Genomic DNA, 16,618 nt, shown 5'->3' with positions numbered 1-16,618 from the left:
ACCCAGCCGCCTGCCCTTACGCCTAAGGAGTGCCGCGTCCTGCAGTGGTATACAGGGGCGTTCAGTTCATCCGGCGGCTTCCTTCAGGACAATCGATGGCGGGTCAGGGCGGGCGCGGGAAGCGCCGTCGTTTCATGGGCGGTCGCGTGGCGCGGACCCTTTCGGCGTCCTGCACGGCGTTGCTGGTCGGCGCCGTCGTGGTCCAGGCGCGGCCCGTCGACGTGCAGGCGCAGACCCTCGAACAGCTGTCGACCCTGTCGCTGGAGGAGCTGGCCAACATCGAGGTCACTTCGATCTCCAAGCGGCCGGAACCCTTGAGCCAGGCGGCGGCCGCCGTCTTCGTCATCACCGCCGAGGACATCCGGCGCACCGGCGCCACCAGTCTGCCGGAAGCGCTGCGCCTTGCCCCCAACCTGGAGGTGGCGCGGCTCAATGCCTACAACTACTCGGTCACGGCGCGCGGCTTCAATTCGCAGGAATCCGCCAACAAGCTGCTGGTCCTCGTGGACGGGCGCAGCGTCTATTCCCCCTTCGCCGCGACCGTGTTCTGGGAATCCGTGGACGTCCCGCTCGCCGACGTGGAGCGGATCGAGGTGATCAGCGGGCCGGGCGGCACCTTGTGGGGCGCCAACGCGGTCAACGGCGTGATCAACGTCATCACCCGGCACAGCCGAGACACCCAGGGCTTCCTGGTCGATGCCCATGCCGGCAACCGCGACAGCGGCGGGACGGTCCGTTATGGCGGCCGTTTCGGGGAGACGGGGAGCTACCGCCTCTACGCCAGCGGTTTCGACCGCCCGAACACGGAACCGCTCCGCTCCTCCGACCGGTCGAAGGACGCCTTCCGCGGCAGCCAGGCGGGCTTCCGCATCGATGGCGCCAGCGAGGGCGGGCGGGACAGCTACACGCTCCAGGGCGATACCTACCGCAACCTGACCGCCTTCCTGGACATGACGCTGGAGGGCGGGAACCTGCTCGGCCGCTGGACGCGCCAGCTCGGCGACGGGTCGTCCGTCTCGCTCCAGGCCTACTACGACCGCAAGGACCGCGAATACCTCCTCGCCGACGACGAACTCACGACCTGGGACATCCAGGCCCAGCACAACTTCAAGCTCGGTGACCGGCACCAGATCGTCTGGGGCGGGGAATACCGGCTCTGGCATTCCGACTTCACGACGCCGGGCCTTTTCGCCTACGCCGATCCGTCGGAGACGCTGTCCGTCGCCAACCTCTTCGTCCAGGACGAGTTCGCGCTGCGCCCCGACCTGAAGCTGACGGTCGGCCTCAAGGCGGAGCGCAACAGCTACACCGGCTTCGAATTCCTGCCCAACGCGCGGCTCGCCTGGCAGCTCGACGACAGCACGCTTCTCTGGGGTGCGGTCTCGCGCGCTGTCCGCACACCCTCCCGCGTGGACCGGGAGCTGAGCGCGCCGGGCATCCTGGTCGAGGCCTCCGACTTCCGGTCGGAGGAGCTGACCGCCTTCGAGATCGGCTACCGCGGCCAGCCGACGGCGCGGACGACCCTGTCCGTCTCGGCCTTCTACAACATCTACGATCATCTGCGGACGACCGGGCGCGCTGGCGGCACGGCCCTGCCGCTGCGTTTCCGCAACGATCTCCAGGGCGAGACCTGGGGGGTGGAGAGCTGGGGAAGCCTCCGCGTCAACGACTGGTGGACGCTCAAGGCCGGCGGCAACTGGCTGCGAAAGAACCTGGAGCTTGAATCGGGCGCGATCGATGCGTCGAACCTCCAGGCGGCCGGCGATGATCCCGAGTACCAGGCGCAGCTCCGGTCGGAGATGATGCTGGCGCCGGGCGTGTGGCTCGACTTCATGCTGCGCCGGGTCGGCCATGTGACCCCTTCGGACGTGCCGGCCTACACGGAGCTGGACGCCCACATCGGCTGGCAGGTCACCCCGGCGCTCGAATTCTCGCTGCACGGCCAGAACCTGCTGGACCAGCGCCATCTTGAGACGATCAATCCCTCGACCAGTTCGGAGCGCTACATCGGACGTTCGGTCTACGGGCGCCTGCGCGCGGTGTTCTAGGGATGGCATCCGGGGGGCGGCACGGTTTTCTTCGGCGGCTGCTGCGGTGGGGGAGGCTTCCTGCGCTGATTGGCCATGCGCTGATCGGGCCTGCGTTGGTGGGAACGGCGCTGCTGTCCGCCCCGCCGGCCGGGGCGGCCCAGGACACGGCGCTCGAAGACGCCGTCAAGGCGACCTATCTCTACAAGCTCCCGCCCTTCATCGAGTGGCCGCCGTCGGCCCATGCCGGACCGTCCAGCCCCTTCAACCTCTGCATCCTGGGGAACGACCCCTTCGGCGGGGCCCTCGACCGGGCGGTGGCCGGGCAGAGCGTCGGCGGCCACGGCATCGCGGTGCTGCGGCTGCGCGGCGCCGATGCGGGCCGCGGCTGCCATGTCCTGTACCTGCATGAGGTCGCGGCCCCGGCGGCGGCCGAGGCGCTGGCGCAGCTGCGTGGCCGGCCGGTGCTGACGGTGACGGACGCGGCGACGGAGCCGCGCGCGAAGGGCATGATAAACTTCGTGCTCCGCGAGGGCCGCGTCCGTTTCGAGATCGACGACCGCGCCGCCGCCGAAAGCGGGCTTTCCATCAGTTCGAAGCTGTTGAGCCTGGCGGTTTCCGTCCGGCATCGGGGCTAGGAGGTCCGGCGTGGCTCAATCGGTTCAGAGAGCGGAAGCCCGGCTTCCAGCCGGTCCCTCCCCCGAAGACTCCTCTCCCGGAGGCTTGGCCCCGGAGACCCGGCTGCCGGCCGCCGACGCTCCGGTGGTCCGTTTGCCGAGGCTCTGGAGGCTGGTTCCCGCCATGGCGCTGACGGCCGCCATCGCCCTGCTGCTCGCCGGCGTGGGCATCGCCGTCTACAACGAGCGGGCCTACACGCTCCAGAAGACCGACGAGGCGGGCGCGCAGGCGGCGATCCTCGCCGCCACCGTGACGGCGGCCCTGGCCTTCAACGACCGGATCGCCGCCCAGGAATATGTGGACGCGCTCCAGGCCAACCGGGAAATCCGGTCCGCCGCCGTCTATGACGCCAAGGGCGTGCTGTTCGTGAGCTACGCCCGCGGCAACGCCGATGCGGGCTTTCCGGCCGTGGACACCGCCTCGCTGTCCGATGGGCGGACGGAGGACGGCTTCGTGACCGTGTCGCGGCCGGTGACCCAGGGCAACGTCGAACTCGGCTCCGTGCGCCTGCGCGTCGTGCTGGAACCCTTCGTCCGCCGGCTGGAGCGTTACGGCGGGATCGCGCTGCTGGTGACGATGGCCTCGCTGCTGGTCGTCGTGCTGGGCGCCGCCCATGCCGCCCTGTCCAGGGCGAACGCCGAGCTGAGGGGCCGGACCGACGCGCTGGCGGAAGCCTACGCGCGGCTCCAGGCGGAGACGGCCGAGCGCGAACGGGCGGAGGAAGCCCTGCGCCAGAGCCAGAAGATGGAGGCGGTGGGCCAGCTGACCGGCGGCGTCGCGCACGACTTCAACAACCTGCTCCAGGCCGTCGGGGGCAGCCTGGAGCTTCTGGAGCGGCGGCTCGCCGCCGGCCGCCACGACATCGACCAGTATGTTAAGGCGGCGCGCTCGGCGGTGAACCGGGCCGCCGGCCTGACCCAGCGGCTGCTCGCCTTCTCGCGGCGTCAGCCGCTGAGTCCGACCTGCGTCGATCTCAACGCGCTGGTTTCCGGCATGCACGAGCTGGTCCGCCGCTCCGTCGGCGAATCGGTGCGGGTGGATCTGGTCCCGGGGAACGGGCTGTGGCGGGTCTGGGCGGACGCCAACCAGATCGAGAACGCGCTGCTGAACCTGGCGATCAACGCGCGCGACGCCATGCCCGACGGCGGCCGCATCATCGTCGAGACCGACAACATCGAGCTGGACGCCGGCCACGCGGCACTCGTGCCGGGGCTGGAGCCCGGCTCTTACGTCATGCTGTCCGTCTCCGACACCGGGACGGGCATGCCGCCCGACGTGCAGGAGCGCGCTTTCGAGCCCTTCTTCACGACCAAGCCCATCGGCCAGGGCACCGGGCTGGGCTTGAGCCAGCTCTACGGCTTCGCCCGCCAGTCCGGCGGCCATGCCCGCATCGACAGCATGCCCGGCCAGGGCACGACCGTGACGCTCTACCTGCCGCGCCACAACGGAGCCGACGCCGAGGACGCCGCGCAGGAGACCATGACGGCGGCGCCGTTGCGTGGACAGGGCACGGTTCTGGTGGTGGAGGACGAGGCGCTCGTTCGCATGCTCCTGGTGGCGACGCTGGAGGAGCAGGATTACACCGTGATCGAGGCGGAGGAGGGGGAGGGCGCGCTCGCCATCCTGCGCTCCGACACGCGGATCGATCTGCTGGCGACGGACGTCGGCATGCCCGGCATGAACGGCCGCCAGCTCGCCGAGATGGCGCGGCAGATCCGGCCCGGGCTGAAGGTGCTCTTCCTGACGGGCTACGCCCACAACACCGGCCTGGGCGACGGCCCTCTCGACCCTGACACGCAGCTGCTGAGCAAGCCGGTCTCCATGGGTGCCTTCCTGGCGAAGGTGCAGGAGATGACCCACGCGGGGTAGGGGCGGGGCAGGTAGAGCCTTCGGTTGCGCGCTGTCCGAGTGAAGCCTGGATTCCTGCGTTCGCGCATGGGCGCTGAGTTTCACGGCTAACTGACTGAAGCAACCTTCCGAACACCCTTTCACCGTCATCCCCGCGGACGCGGGGAGCCAGGGTTTCCAACGGTTCCGCTATGGGAGGAACTGGATTCCCGCTCTCACGCAAACTTCGTTTGCTCTGACGCGGCAAGCGAATGCCAGAGGCATTCGCCGAGAGCGTTTCGCGGGAATGACGCTGAGGGAGGTTGCAGGCTTCGGATAACCGGGCCGATGTGCAAAAGTTAGCGCCCATGCGCTTTCGCCGGGACGACGGCGGAAGGGTGCTCGGACGCTTGCGTCAGCCGGTCAGCGTTTACGTTGCCGCCCTTGCGCGAAGCCCCATCCCGCCGCATCTCCCTCCGCAATCCGCGACTTTCACCGTTCACGCCAACTCCGCCTGCCAAGACGCCAAGCGCAACCTTAGCCGTTCGATGCGCGCGAATCGGTGCCCGGCGGCGCAAAGTCCGGGCGCTGTGACAATGACATCGGCTTTTCCGAAAATTCATTGCAAATGCAAAAAACGCCTTGGCCTTGCCTTGTCTTCCCCGGCCCAAGTCGAAGCCGTGCCCGCCGCGCCACACTACCTCCATTTTTAGGGCTAGGACTTTTTTGTGGAGGTTTTTGGTGCTCGAAAGGGGAATTCCTATACCGTCTGTTAACCATCCGAACCCTAGCCTCCGGTCTATGACCCGGCGAATTTCCGCCGGCGGTTAGATAGCGCGTGACGCGGCTGGAGCCAGGATGAAGCGGTTTTGGCGGGTTTCTGTTTCGGTCGTTGTCCTGTCGGCGACGCTCGGCGGCGCCTGGCTCGTCGCGTCGGAGGAAATGCGCACCTCGCGCCTGCAGGCGCGGCTGCTCTCCACCGTCGCGAAGGAGATGAGCTTCGAGCTGCGCGAGGGCCCGAACCCGGAAGCCCGCTACCCGACCCAGGGTCCCTACAACGAGCGCTTCGGCTACAGCGGCCTGCCGGGCTATCTCGGCGCGCTCACCAGCGACATGTACACGATCGAGATGCAGGCGAAGGCGTCGCCGCGGCTCGATTCCTTCATGGCGAACGGTGGCTTCCCGATCTACAAGGAAAAGACGCAGGCCGGGCTGACGCTGCTCGACCGCAGCGGCGAGACGATGTTCCAGGCGCGCTACCCGGAGCGGGTGTTCGCCCGTTTCGAGGACGTGCCGCCGCTGGTCCGCGACACGCTCCTGTTCATCGAGAACCGCGAGCTGCTGAACCAGGACGAGCCGCGCCGCAACCCGGCCGTGGAGTGGGACCGCTTCGCCGGCGCGCTGCTGACCCTGCCGGTGCAGTACATCCGGCCGGGCACGCGTTCGCCCGGCGGCTCCACGCTGGCCACCCAGATCGAGAAGTACCGCCATTCCCCGGACGGCCAGACCATCGGGGCGACGGAGAAGCTGCGCCAGATGGCCTCGGCCAGCGTGCGCGCCTACCTCGACGGCGAGGACACGAGCGAGCACCGCAAGCGCATCCTGGTGGACTACCTGAACTCCACCCCTCTGACCGCGCGCCCCGGCTTCGGCGAGGTCAACGGGCTGGGCGACGGGCTGTGGGCCTGGTACGGCACGGAACTCTCCGCCGCGGAAAAGCTGCTGTCTCAGCCGGTCGCCGACGAGAAGGCGATGCGGGCCAAGGCGACCGTCTACAAGCAGGTGCTCTGCTTGCTGCTGGCCCAGCGCCGCCCCTCCTACTACCTGATCCAGGACCGCGCCGCGCTGGAGCGTCTGGCCGACAGCCACCTGCGCGTCCTGGCCTCGGCGGGCGTGATCGACGGGACGCTGCGCGACGCCGCGCTGAAGGTCACGCTGACCTACCGCGACACGCCGCCCGCGGCCCAGACCGCCTCCTTCGTCGAGCAGAAGGCGCCCAACGCCATCCGCGCGAAGCTCCTGTCCATGATGGGCGTGTCGAGCCTCTACCAGCTCGACCGCGTGGACATGACCGCCGAATCGACGCTCGACGCGCCGACCCAGGCCCGCGTGGTCGAGGTGCTGGGGAAGCTCGGCGACCCGGCCTTCGCGCAGCAGATGGGGCTGACCGGCGACCGGCTGATCGACACCAAGTCCACGGACATGTCGAAGATCATCTATTCGGTCACGCTGTACGAGCGCGGGGCCGACGCCAACTACCTGCGCATTCAGGCCGACAACCTGGACCAGCCGCTGGACATCAACGAGGGAGCCAAGCTCGACCTCGGCTCGACCGCGAAGCTGCGGACGCTGACGACCTATCTGGAGATCATCGCCGAGTTGCACGCCCGCTACGCCCATCTGCCCAAGGATTTCCTGGCGGACGTGGAGGCGGAGGCGTCGGACAACCTGACGCGCTGGGTCGCGGGCTGGCTGATGGCGGGCGGCGACCGGTCGCTGACCGCGATGCTCGACGCCGCCATGGAGCGCCGCTACTCGGCCAGCCCGGCCGAGGCCTTCTTCACCGGCGGCGGGCTGCACAGCTTCGTGAACTTCAACAACAAGGACAACGGCAGCATCCTGACGGTGACGGAATCGCTGCGCAGCTCCGTCAACCTGCCCTTCATCCGCATGATGCGCGACATCGTGCAGTTCTACATGTCCGAGGGCGGCGACGACACCGGCGACATCCTGCAGAATCCCGACCATCCCGCGCGCCAGGCCTATCTCGCCCGCTTCGCCGACAAGGAAGGCAGCGAGTTCCTGAACCGCTTCTACACCCTCTACGCCAAGCGCAGCCCGGACGAGGCGCTGACCCTGCTCGCCAGCCGGTCGCGGCCGGCGGCGCACCGCATGGCGGTGATCTTCCGCACCGTCCGGCCCAAGGCCGGGGTGGAGGAGTTCGCCAAGTTCATGCGTGCCCGGCTGCCCGACGCCAAGCTGGACGACAAGACCGTCTCCGGCCTCTACGCGAAATACGGCCCCGGCAGCTTCCCGCTGAACGACCTGGGCTATCTGGCGCGCATCCACCCGCTGGAGCTGTGGCTGGTCGCCTATCTCCAGGAGAACCCCGGCGCCAAGCGCCGCGAGGTGCTGGACGCCAGCGTCGGGGAGCGCCAGGAAAGCTACAAGTGGCTGTTCAAGAAGGGCCTGTCCGCGCAGAACACCCGCATCCGCATCGGGCTGGAGGAAGAGGCCTTCCAGCGCGTGACGGAGGCATGGCGCCGGCTGGGCTACCCGTTCGAGCGGCTGGTGCCCTCCTTCGCCACGGCCATCGGCAGCTCCGCCGACCGGCCGGCGGCGCTGGCCGAGCTGATGGGCATCATCCTCAACGACGGCATCCGCCAGCCGACCGTGCGCGTGAAGAAGCTGCACTTCGCCGCCGGCACGCCCTACGAGGCGGTCGTCGGGCTGGGGCCGCTGAAGGGCGAGCGCGTGCTGCGGCCGGAGATCTGCGCCACCCTGCGCAAGGCGCTGATGGACGTCGCCCAGAACGGCACCGCCAAGCGCGTCTGGGGCTCCTTCAAGGACGCCTCGGGCGAGATCATTCCGATCGGCGGCAAGACCGGCACCGGCGACCACCGTCTCGACCGCTACGGCGCCGGCGGGCGGCTGATCGAATCGCGGGCGGTGAACCGGACGGCCACCTTCGCCTTCTACATCGGCGACCGCTTCTTCGGCACCATGACCGCTTTCGTGCAGGGGCCGGAGGCCGACCACTACCGCTTCACCAGCGCGCTGCCGGCCCAGCTCCTGAAGAGCATCGCCCCGGCCCTCCAGCCGCTGATCAACCCGGCGGAAACCCGCACCGCCGACAACACCACGAAGCCGCAGACGGGGCTCTGAGAAGCGACCTCCCGACCCTCCTTCGAGGAGGGCCGGGAGCCGCATGGTCCAGGAACGCGAAAAGCCCGCCCCGGCGATCCGGGGCGGGCTTTTCTTCTTCGGGCGAGGCCCGAGGCTTATTCGCAGAAGACGTAGGGCGCGGCGGCGACTGCGGTGGGCGCGAAGGGGACGACCGCGCCGGCGAGCAGCAGTTCGACCTCGCTGCCGGCGATGTTGGCGGGGAGCTGCGGCCGGATCGCGCGCAGGGCATCCACCGCCCGGTCGAAGGCGTCGTCATGGTCCGCGCAGCCGATCCCGTCCTCGTAGGCGCGCAGGACGGAGGCGATCTCCTCCGGCGACAGATCGTCCACGCGCAGGGTGGTGTCGGACAACATCGGTGTGGCTTTCGGAAGGGGAAGAAATGATGCCCCCATCATCTGCGCTCTTGGTAAAGAAATTCTTACCCCTATGGCACGGCTGCTTTGCCGGAAAGGTCTCAAGCGGCGAGGGTGAAGAACAGATCAAATACAGCCGGTTCGGCGCCGCCCTGGTCCGGCGCGCGCGGGACTGTGGCCCGGAAGGCCCGCGCCGGGGTAGGCTCAGGCAGGCCCGGCTTTGGAGCAAGGAATGACCAGCCGCTTTTCCGTGTCGCACGGGACCGTCTACCGCGACCCGTTCTTCTACGCCTCCTTTCCCTCCATCGCGGCCCTGCCGGACGGGGCGGCGCTGGTCGCCTTCCGCCGCGCCCGCGACCACCGCTGGCTTCGCGGCGAGGAGTACCGGCGCACGGAAACCGGGCTGAAGCATGTCGATCACCTGGACTCCCGTTCGCAGATCGTCCTCCTGCGGCTGGACAGGGAGGGCAGGGCGGCCGGCGATCCCCTGACGCTGCCGCCCGACCCGCAGGCCGCCGACCAGGATCCCAGCCTCCTGGTGCTGCGCGACGGGCGCGTGCTGCTGACCGGCTTCTGCTGGTACCCGCTGCCCGCCAAGGAGGGCGAGGCCCTGCGCGCGCTGGGTGCTGCCGTCGTGGGCAGCCCGCAGCAGACCGGCGACATCTACCTGTTCTGGGGCGCCTACGCGCGCTGGAGCGACGATGGCGGGCGGAGCTGGTCGCCGCACCGCTTCCTGCCGCCGCTGCCCGGCCATGGGGACGTGGTGCCCGGCATGCGCCGGATGCTGGGCGGGGCCTTGCGCGGGCGCGCGGTGGAACTGCCGGACGGGACCATCCTCCAGGCCACCTACACCTTCCACCCCGGCAACGGCCGCTACGCGAGCCATCTCTACGCCTCCGCCGACCGGGGCGAGAGCTGGGAGTACCGGTCGCTGATCGCCATCGACGGGGAGAAGATGGCGGGTTTCTGCGAGAGCGCGCTGGCGCTGGCGGCCGACGGCCGGCTGATCGCCTTCCACCGCACCACCGGGCTGGACGACCGGCTGGCGACCTCCGTCTCGCGCGACGGGGGCCACAGCTGGGAGCCCTGGCGGGTCCAGCCGGTGATCGGCCACCCCTTTGATGCCTGCCCGCTGCCCGACGGGCGGCTGCTGGTGGTCGGCGGCTACCGGCACGAACCCTTCGGCGTGCGGGCGCGCCTCTGGGACCCGGCGCGCGGGGAGATCGGCGACGCGCCGGAGATTATCCTGCGCGACGACGCGGCCTCGGCCGACGTGGGCTATCCCTGGGCGGCGGCCCTGCCGGACGGGCGGGTCATGGCCGTCTACTACATGTGCGATGCCGACGGCGTCCGCCACGTCGCGGGGACCGTGCTGACGCTCGGATAGTGCCATGACCGGCGGGCAACCCGGCCCGTCCCGCGGCGGCGAAGGGAAGCGTTGCCAGCCGCGCCCAAGGTGGGCATAAATCGCCGCGTGCTATCCCCGCTGGACGGGACGGCTTTTGGCAACGACAAGAATGGCGGAAGGAAAGCCTCTCATGGCTGAAAGCACTTACGACGTCGTCGTCATCGGCGGCGGCCCCGGTGGGTATGTCTGCGCGATCCGGGCGGCACAGCTCGGCTTCAAGGTGGCCTGCGTCGAGAAGCGCAGCGCGCTCGGCGGCACCTGCCTGAACGTGGGCTGCATCCCGTCCAAGGCCCTTCTCACCGCGTCCGAGAAGTTCGAGGAGGCCAAGCACGGCCTCGCCAAGTTCGGCGTGAAGGTCGGCGGCGTCGAACTCGATCTGCCGGGCATGCTCGCCCACAAGGACAAGGTGGTCAAGGAGAACACCGGCGGCATCGAGTTCCTGTTCAAGAAGAACAAGATCGCCTGGCTAAAGGGCGCCGGCCGCATCACGGCACCCGGCACCGTCGAGGTCGAGGGCGTCGGCACGGTCACCGCCTCCAAGGCCATCGTGATCGCCACCGGCTCCGAGGTCACGCCGCTGCCGGGGTTGGAGATCGACGAGCAGAAGATCGTCTCCTCCACCGGCGCGCTCGCCCTGCCGGAGGTGCCGAAGCGCCTCGTCGTCATCGGCGGCGGCGTCATCGGGCTGGAGATGGGTTCGGTCTGGGGCCGCCTCGGCGCGCAGGTCACGGTGGTCGAGTATCTCGACCGCGTGCTGCCGACCATGGACGGCGAGGTCTCCAAGACCATGCAGCGCATCCTCGGCAAGCAGGGCATGAGCTTCAAGCTCGGCGCCAAGGTCACCGGCGCCAAGGTTACCAACACCGGCGTGACCCTGTCGCTGGAGCCGGCCGCCGGCGGCAGCGCCGAGGAGATCGAGGCCGACGTGGTGCTGGTTGCCATCGGCCGCCGCGCCCACACCCAGGGTCTGGGTCTGGACAGCGTCGGGGTGGAGACGGACAACCGCGGCCGCGTGAAGATCGACGGCCACTTCCGCACCAACGTGCCGGGCATCTACGCCATCGGCGACGTGGTCGAGGGTCCGATGCTGGCCCACAAGGCCGAAGAGGAGGGCGTGGCGCTCGCCGAGCTGCTGGCGGGCCAGGCGGGCCACGTCAACCACGACCTCGTCCCCGGCGTCGTTTACACCTGGCCGGAAGTGGCTGCCATCGGCAAGTCCGAGGAGGAGCTGAAGGCCGCCGGCATCGAGTACAAGGCCGGCAAATTCCCCTTCACCGCCAACGGCCGCGCCCGCGCCATCGCTACCACCGACGGCTTCGTGAAGATCCTGGCCGACGCCCGCACCGACAAGGTGCTCGGCGTCCACATGGTCGGCCCGAACGTGTCGGAGATGATCGCGGAGATCGGCATCGCGATGGAGTACAGCGCGTCCGCCGAGGACATCGCCCGCACCTGCCACGCGCACCCGACCCTGGCCGAGGTCACCAAGGAGGCGGCACTCGCCGTCGCCGGCCGCCCGCTGCACATGTAAGCGGGTTTCGCCCGAAGGCACGAAAAAGGCGCCGTCCCCTCGGGGGCGGCGCCTTTTCCTTTTCAGGGGCTTTCCCGCAGCACCGCTCAGGAACGGTGCGCGTAGGCCCAGTACAGCTCGCGCGCGCGCTGGAAGAGTGGGCCGGGCTGGAGGTCGCGGTCCTCCACGCGGGTCACCGGCACGACCTTGGCGTAGTTGCCGGTGGAGAAGACCTCGTCCGCCGCCGTCACGTCGGCGACCGTCACCGTGCGCTCCTCCACCGTGACGCCCGCCTCGCGCAGCAGCTTGATGACGCGCTGGCGGGTGATGCCGTTCAGGAAGGTGCCGTTGGGGACGGGGGTGGCGACCGCGCCGTCCTTGGCGATGAAGAGGTTGGAGGTCGCGAACTCCGCCACGTTGCCGGTCGGGTCCAGCATGATGGCGTTGTCGAAGCCGCGCGTCCGCGCCTCGCGCAGGGCGGCGCCGGCGTTCGGGTAGTGGCTGGCGGCCTTGGCGCTGGTCAGCGCCATGCTCGGCGCCGGGCGCTGGCGGCTGGACAGGCAGGCGGTGAAGCCGGCGGTGCCGGGCATCGGCGACTCATAGACCGACAGCACGAAGCGCGTGGTGGCGGGGTCGGGAGCGACGAAGCCCTCTTCCGCGTAGAACATCGGGCGGATGTAGAGGGCGGCGTCCTTGGGGAACTTGGCGATGGCCTCGCGGCACAGCGCCTCGATTTCCTTGGCGGTCAGGGTCGCCTCCAGCCCCATGGCGGCGGCCGAGCGGACCACGCGCTCGCAATGCTGGTCGAGGTCGGGGGCCACGCCCTCGAAGGCGCGGGCGCCGTCGAAGACGGTCGAGGCGAGCCAGAAGGTGTGGCTCATCGGGCCGACGATGGCGGGGTTGCCTTCGACCCATTCGCCGTTGACGTAGTTGACCGCGCGGGCCGCCGTGCTTGCCATGAACTCTGTTCCCTGTGTCTGTGTGCTTGGTTCGAATGTTCTAAGGGGATGCGGAAGAGGATACCCCCATATCGCCGGGCTTCAAGCCGCGCGAACGGGCCGTCTGGTTGGTTGAGACAGCATGAGTCCGAACCAGACGAGGAGCCTTCCGCCCATGGACCCGATGCTCAACGCCTCGCCCTTTCCCGGTCCCAACGAGGACGCGCCGATCCCGATGCCGAGCACCGACAACCCGGACCTGCCGAACCCCGGCGTGCCGGGCCGCGAGGCGCCGCTCGGCCCCGGCACCGACCTTCCGCCGATGACGCCGACCGATCCGGATTTCTGATCCCCGAAAAGCAAGAAGGGGTCCCGGACGGGACCCCTTCCTTATGCGTCAGCCCGTGAGGGCGAGGGTCAGCGGCGCACCACCATCAGCTTCTTGATCTCGGCGATGGCCTTCGCCGGGTTCAGACCCTTCGGGCAGGTCTTGGTGCAGTTCATGATGGTGTGGCAGCGGTAGAGGCGGAACGGGTCCTCGAGCATGTCGAGGCGCTCGCCTGTCATCTCGTCGCGGCTGTCGACGATCCAGCGGTAGGCCTGGAGCAGGACGGCCGGGCCGAGATAGCGGTCGCCGTTCCACCAGTAGCTGGGGCAGGAGGTCGAGCAGCAGAAGCACAGGATGCACTCGTAGAGGCCGTCCAGCTTGGCGCGGTCCTCCGGCGACTGCAGCCGCTCGCGGTCGGGCGGGGCCGGCGACTGCGACTGCAGCCAGGGCTTCACCGAGGCGAGCTGCGCGTAGATGTGCGTCAGGTCGGGGACGAGGTCCTTCACCACCGGCATGTGCGGCAGCGGGTAGATCTTCACGTCGCCGGCGACCTCCTCGATGGCCTTCAGGCAGGCCAGCGTGTTGGTGCCGTCGATGTTCATCGCGCAGGACCCGCAGATGCCCTCGCGGCAGCTGCGCCGGAAGGTCAGCGTCGGGTCGACGTTGTTCTTGATGTAGATGATCGCGTCCAGGACCATCGGGCCGAACTTGTCGAGATCGACCGTGTAGCTGTCGATGCGCGGGTTCTGGCCGTCCTCGGGGTTCCAGCGGTAGATCTTGAAGGTCTTGGCCCGCTTGGCGCCGTTGGCGGCGTTGATGGTCTTGCCGACGCCGATCTTCGAATTGGCGGGCAGGGCGAATTCAGCCATGACTTCGTTATCCTTGGCGTTGACGCGGGCTTAGTAGACGCGGGCCTTGGGCGGGAACACCTCGACCTCGTCGGTCAGGGTGTAGAGGTGGACCGGGCGGTAGCCGATGCGGGTCTCGCCCGTCTCGGACACCCAGGTCACCGTGTGCTTCATCCAGTTCTCGTCGTCGCGGTTCGGGAAGTCCTCGCGCGCGTGGGCGCCGCGGCTTTCCGGACGGTTGCGGGCCGAGTGCATGGTGGCGACCGCCTGGTAGAGCAGGTTGTCCAGCTCGATGGCCTCGACCAGGTCGGAGTTCCAGACCAGCGACCGGTCGGCGATGCTGACCTCGCCCTTCTTCGCGAAGGTGTCGGAGATGAGCTTGGAGCCCTCCTCCAGAACCTCGCCGGTGCGGAAGACCGCGCAGTTGTTCTGCATGGTCCGCTGCATCTCCAGCCGCAGGTCGCCGGAACGGATCGAGCCGTTGGCGTTGCGGATGCGGTCGAAGCGCTCCAGGGCGAAGTCGGCGCTGTCGGCCCGCAGCGGGCGGTGCGACTTGCCGGCCGGCACCAGCTCGGCGGCGCGGATGGCGGCCGAGCGGCCGAACACCACGAGGTCGAGCAGCGAGTTGGAGCCCAGCCGGTTGGCGCCATGCACCGACACGCAGGCGGCCTCGCCGATGGCCATCAGGCCGGGCACGACCTGGTCCGGATTCTCGGCGGTCGGCTGGACCACCTCGCAGCGGAAGTTGGTCGGGATGCCGCCCATGTTGTAGTGGACGGTCGGCAGGACCGGGATCGGCTCCTTCGTCACGTCCACGCCGGCGAAGATCTTCGCCGTCTCGGCGATGCCCGGCAGCCGCTGGTGGATGATGTCCGCCGGCAGATGCTCCAGGTGCAGGTGGATGTGGTCCTTGTCCGGACCGACGCCGCGCCCCTCGCGGATCTCGATGGTCATGGAACGGCTGACCACGTCGCGCGAGGCGAGGTCCTTGGCCGACGGCGCGTAGCGCTCCATGAAGCGCTCGCCGTTGGAGTTGGTGAGGTAGCCGCCCTCGCCGCGCACACCCTCGGTGATGAGGCAGCCGGAGCCGTAGATGCCCGTCGGGTGGAACTGCACGAACTCCATGTCCTGCAGCGGCAGGCCGGCGCGCAGCACCATGGCGTTGCCGTCGCCGGTGCAGGTGTGGGCGGACGTGCAGGAGAAGTAGGCGCGCCCATAGCCGCCCGTCGCCAGCACCACCAGATGGGCACGGAAGCGGTGGATCGTGCCGTCGGCGAGGTTCCAGGCGATGACGCCGCGGCACTCGCCGTCTTCCATGATCAGGTCGAGCGCGAAATACTCGACGTAGAACTCCGCCTCATGCTTCAGCGACTGCTGGTAGAGGGTGTGGAGGATGGCGTGGCCGGTGCGGTCGGCGGCGGCGCAGGTGCGGTAGGCCTGCTGCTTGCCGAAATGCGCGGTCATGCCGCCAAAGGCGCGCTGGTAGATCTTGCCCTCGGGGGTGCGCGAGAAGGGCACGCCGTAATGCTCCAGCTCGATGATCGCCGGGATGGCCTCGCGGCACATGTACTCGATGGCGTCCTGGTCGCCCAGCCAGTCCGACCCCTTGACGGTGTCGTACATGTGGAAGCGCCAGTCGTCCTCGCTCATGTTGCCGAGTGCCGCCGAGATGCCGCCCTGCGCGGCCACCGTGTGGCTGCGGGTCGGGAACACCTTGGTGATGCAGGCGGTCTTCAGGCCCTTTTCGGCCATGCCGAAGGTGGCGCGCAGACCCGCGCCGCCGGCGCCGACGACGACGACGTCGTAGGTGTGGTCGATGATGTTGTACGCGGTCGCCATGGACGTCAGGCTCCGAAGGAAATCTTGAGGACGGCGAAGATGCAGGCCGCCGCCAGCGCGAAGCAGATGAACTTGACGGCGATGATCGCGGCCATCTTCTGCCACTCGACGTGGAGATAGTCCTCGAACACCACCTGCATGCCCGACTGGGCGTGGTGGAAGGTCATCGCGACCGTCAGGATCATCATGATCGCCGAGAAGGGCGAGCGCATCCAGGCCACGAACTCGTCATAGCCGGCGCCAAGATGCGCGATCACGGCCAGGACGAACCAGATCGTCAGCGGGATCAGGGCGATGGAGATCAGCCGCTGGTGCCACCAGTGCTCCGTGCCGTACTTGGCCGAGCCGAGGCCCCGGGCCTCGGCCAGCGGGGAGCGCAGGTTCTGCTTGTTTTGCGGAGTGTTGGCCATGTTCCCGAATCCTCACCAGACGATCAGGCCGACGATCCAGACCAGGAGCGTCAGGCCGATGGAGGAGGCGCCTACCATATAGGCACCCCGTTCGGCGTTGGGGAGGTCCAATCCGAGACCGGCATCCCACACCAGATGGCGGATGCCATTGGCCAGGTGGTAGAAGAGCGCGAAGGTCCAGCCGAACAGGATCAGCATGCCGAAGAAGGACCCGATGAAGCCCTGCGCGGTGGCGTAGGCTTCCGGCCCGCTCGCCGCGGCGACGAGCCACCAGGTCAGCAGCAGCGTGCCGACGGTCAGCGCGATGCCCGTGGCACGGTGAAGGATCGACGTCAGCATCGTGTACTGCCATCGATAGACTTGCAGATGCGGGGAAAGCGGACGGCCGCTGCCGTTTGCCATTGCTTCGTCCTCTGTCCGGTGCCGGCCGCAGCGTCGAGAGCTATGCTGCACCGGCGAAAAAATTGTCGGTTTGGCGGTTCACTTACGCTTCTCGGAAGGCCAAGTCAACGACGGGTCGGCTTGGCCGTGGCCGTTTCGGTGCAT

At 68.7% G+C, this 16,618-nt stretch carries 13 protein-coding genes; 7 read left to right on the top strand and 6 right to left on the bottom strand.

All coding sequences use genetic code 11. From position 1 onward, the window contains the following. Window positions 1-146 precede the first annotated feature (146 nt). From JUB11_RS00545 to JUB11_RS00530, 4 genes are all read left to right on the top strand, one after another. On the top strand, window positions 147-2,048 hold the full coding sequence (locus tag JUB11_RS00545) for a TonB-dependent receptor (protein ID WP_207455234.1): 1,902 nt from the start codon (window positions 147-149) through the stop codon (window positions 2,046-2,048). A 98-nt stretch (window positions 2,049-2,146) separates the two neighbouring features. Then, window positions 2,147-2,665: a YfiR family protein gene (locus JUB11_RS00540; protein WP_207455233.1), complete on the top strand. Its 519-nt coding sequence runs from the start codon at window positions 2,147-2,149 to the stop codon at window positions 2,663-2,665. A gap of 85 nt (window positions 2,666-2,750) precedes the next feature. After that, the gene (locus JUB11_RS00535) at window positions 2,751-4,574 is read left to right on the top strand and encodes an ATP-binding protein (RefSeq protein ID WP_207455232.1); all 1,824 of its coding nucleotides are present in this window, start codon (window positions 2,751-2,753) and stop codon (window positions 4,572-4,574) included. 816 nt (window positions 4,575-5,390) lie between these two features. Continuing rightward, window positions 5,391-8,417: a transglycosylase domain-containing protein gene (locus tag JUB11_RS00530; RefSeq protein WP_207455231.1), complete on the top strand. Its 3,027-nt coding sequence runs from the start codon at window positions 5,391-5,393 to the stop codon at window positions 8,415-8,417. A 116-nt stretch (window positions 8,418-8,533) separates the two neighbouring features. On the opposite strand, the gene JUB11_RS00525 is transcribed toward JUB11_RS00530, so the two are convergent. Beyond that, window positions 8,534-8,791, bottom strand: a complete 258-nt coding sequence (locus tag JUB11_RS00525) for a hypothetical protein (RefSeq protein WP_207455230.1) — start codon at window positions 8,789-8,791, stop codon at window positions 8,534-8,536. Between the two features lie 232 nt (window positions 8,792-9,023). Here JUB11_RS00525 and JUB11_RS00520 point away from each other — a divergent pair, with 232 nt between their 5' ends. Next, window positions 9,024-10,178, top strand: a complete 1,155-nt coding sequence (locus tag JUB11_RS00520; RefSeq protein ID WP_207455228.1) for a sialidase family protein — start codon at window positions 9,024-9,026, stop codon at window positions 10,176-10,178. A 151-nt stretch (window positions 10,179-10,329) separates the two neighbouring features. Then, the gene (gene lpdA, locus JUB11_RS00515) at window positions 10,330-11,730 is read left to right on the top strand and encodes a dihydrolipoyl dehydrogenase (RefSeq protein ID WP_207455226.1); all 1,401 of its coding nucleotides are present in this window, start codon (window positions 10,330-10,332) and stop codon (window positions 11,728-11,730) included. Between the two features lie 86 nt (window positions 11,731-11,816). Here the strand turns inward: lpdA and JUB11_RS00510 are convergent, their stop codons facing one another. Beyond that, window positions 11,817-12,668, bottom strand: a complete 852-nt coding sequence (locus JUB11_RS00510) for a branched-chain amino acid aminotransferase (protein ID WP_207455224.1) — start codon at window positions 12,666-12,668, stop codon at window positions 11,817-11,819. A gap of 154 nt (window positions 12,669-12,822) precedes the next feature. On the opposite strand from JUB11_RS00510, the gene JUB11_RS00505 reads away from it, so the two are divergent. Continuing rightward, window positions 12,823-12,996 carry a hypothetical protein gene (locus JUB11_RS00505; RefSeq protein ID WP_207455223.1) on the top strand — a complete coding sequence of 58 codons (174 nt, stop codon included), beginning with the start codon at window positions 12,823-12,825 and terminating at the stop codon, window positions 12,994-12,996. 68 nt (window positions 12,997-13,064) lie between these two features. Here JUB11_RS00505 and JUB11_RS00500 read toward each other — a convergent pair whose 3' ends face one another. Genes JUB11_RS00500 through sdhC form a run of 4 tightly spaced genes read right to left on the bottom strand, consistent with a single transcriptional unit; the run spans window position 13,065 to window position 16,474 of the window. Beyond that, a complete protein-coding gene (locus JUB11_RS00500) occupies window positions 13,065-13,844 on the bottom strand; it encodes a succinate dehydrogenase iron-sulfur subunit (RefSeq protein WP_207455221.1) in 780 nt (259 codons plus the stop codon). Between the two features lie 30 nt (window positions 13,845-13,874). After that, window positions 13,875-15,662, bottom strand: a complete 1,788-nt coding sequence (sdhA, locus tag JUB11_RS00495; protein WP_207455219.1) for a succinate dehydrogenase flavoprotein subunit — start codon at window positions 15,660-15,662, stop codon at window positions 13,875-13,877. A gap of 5 nt (window positions 15,663-15,667) precedes the next feature. After that, a complete protein-coding gene (sdhD, locus tag JUB11_RS00490) occupies window positions 15,668-16,072 on the bottom strand; it encodes a succinate dehydrogenase, hydrophobic membrane anchor protein (protein WP_207455214.1) in 405 nt (134 codons plus the stop codon). 12 nt (window positions 16,073-16,084) lie between these two features. Then, complete coding sequence (gene sdhC / locus JUB11_RS00485) at window positions 16,085-16,474, bottom strand: succinate dehydrogenase, cytochrome b556 subunit (protein WP_207455212.1); 390 nt, start codon at window positions 16,472-16,474, stop codon at window positions 16,085-16,087. Window positions 16,475-16,618: the final 144 nt, after the last annotated feature.

This window comes from Azospirillum sp. SYSU D00513 (assembly GCF_017356015.1).
Taxonomy (GTDB): domain Bacteria; phylum Pseudomonadota; class Alphaproteobacteria; order Azospirillales; family Azospirillaceae; genus Azospirillum.
Note: the sequence above shows the minus strand (reverse complement) of the source record. Positions and strands in the feature narration are given on the sequence as shown.

What these genes read in the sequence shown, in the direction of transcription:
- JUB11_RS00530 (WP_207455231.1), top strand. Translation starts at nt 5,391, where the DNA reads ATGAAGCGGTTTTGGCGGGTTTCTGTTTCGGTCGTTGTCCTGTCGGCG.
- JUB11_RS00525 (WP_207455230.1), bottom strand. Translation starts at nt 8,791, where the DNA reads ATGTTGTCCGACACCACCCTGCGCGTGGACGATCTGTCGCCGGAGGAG.
- JUB11_RS00520 (WP_207455228.1), top strand. Translation starts at nt 9,024, where the DNA reads ATGACCAGCCGCTTTTCCGTGTCGCACGGGACCGTCTACCGCGACCCG.
- lpdA (WP_207455226.1), top strand. Translation starts at nt 10,330, where the DNA reads ATGGCTGAAAGCACTTACGACGTCGTCGTCATCGGCGGCGGCCCCGGT.
- JUB11_RS00510 (WP_207455224.1), bottom strand. Translation starts at nt 12,668, where the DNA reads ATGGCAAGCACGGCGGCCCGCGCGGTCAACTACGTCAACGGCGAATGG.
- JUB11_RS00505 (WP_207455223.1), top strand. Translation starts at nt 12,823, where the DNA reads ATGGACCCGATGCTCAACGCCTCGCCCTTTCCCGGTCCCAACGAGGAC.
- JUB11_RS00500 (WP_207455221.1), bottom strand. Translation starts at nt 13,844, where the DNA reads ATGGCTGAATTCGCCCTGCCCGCCAATTCGAAGATCGGCGTCGGCAAG.
- sdhA (WP_207455219.1), bottom strand. Translation starts at nt 15,662, where the DNA reads ATGGCGACCGCGTACAACATCATCGACCACACCTACGACGTCGTCGTC.
- sdhD (WP_207455214.1), bottom strand. Translation starts at nt 16,072, where the DNA reads ATGGCCAACACTCCGCAAAACAAGCAGAACCTGCGCTCCCCGCTGGCC.
- sdhC (WP_207455212.1), bottom strand. Translation starts at nt 16,474, where the DNA reads ATGGCAAACGGCAGCGGCCGTCCGCTTTCCCCGCATCTGCAAGTCTAT.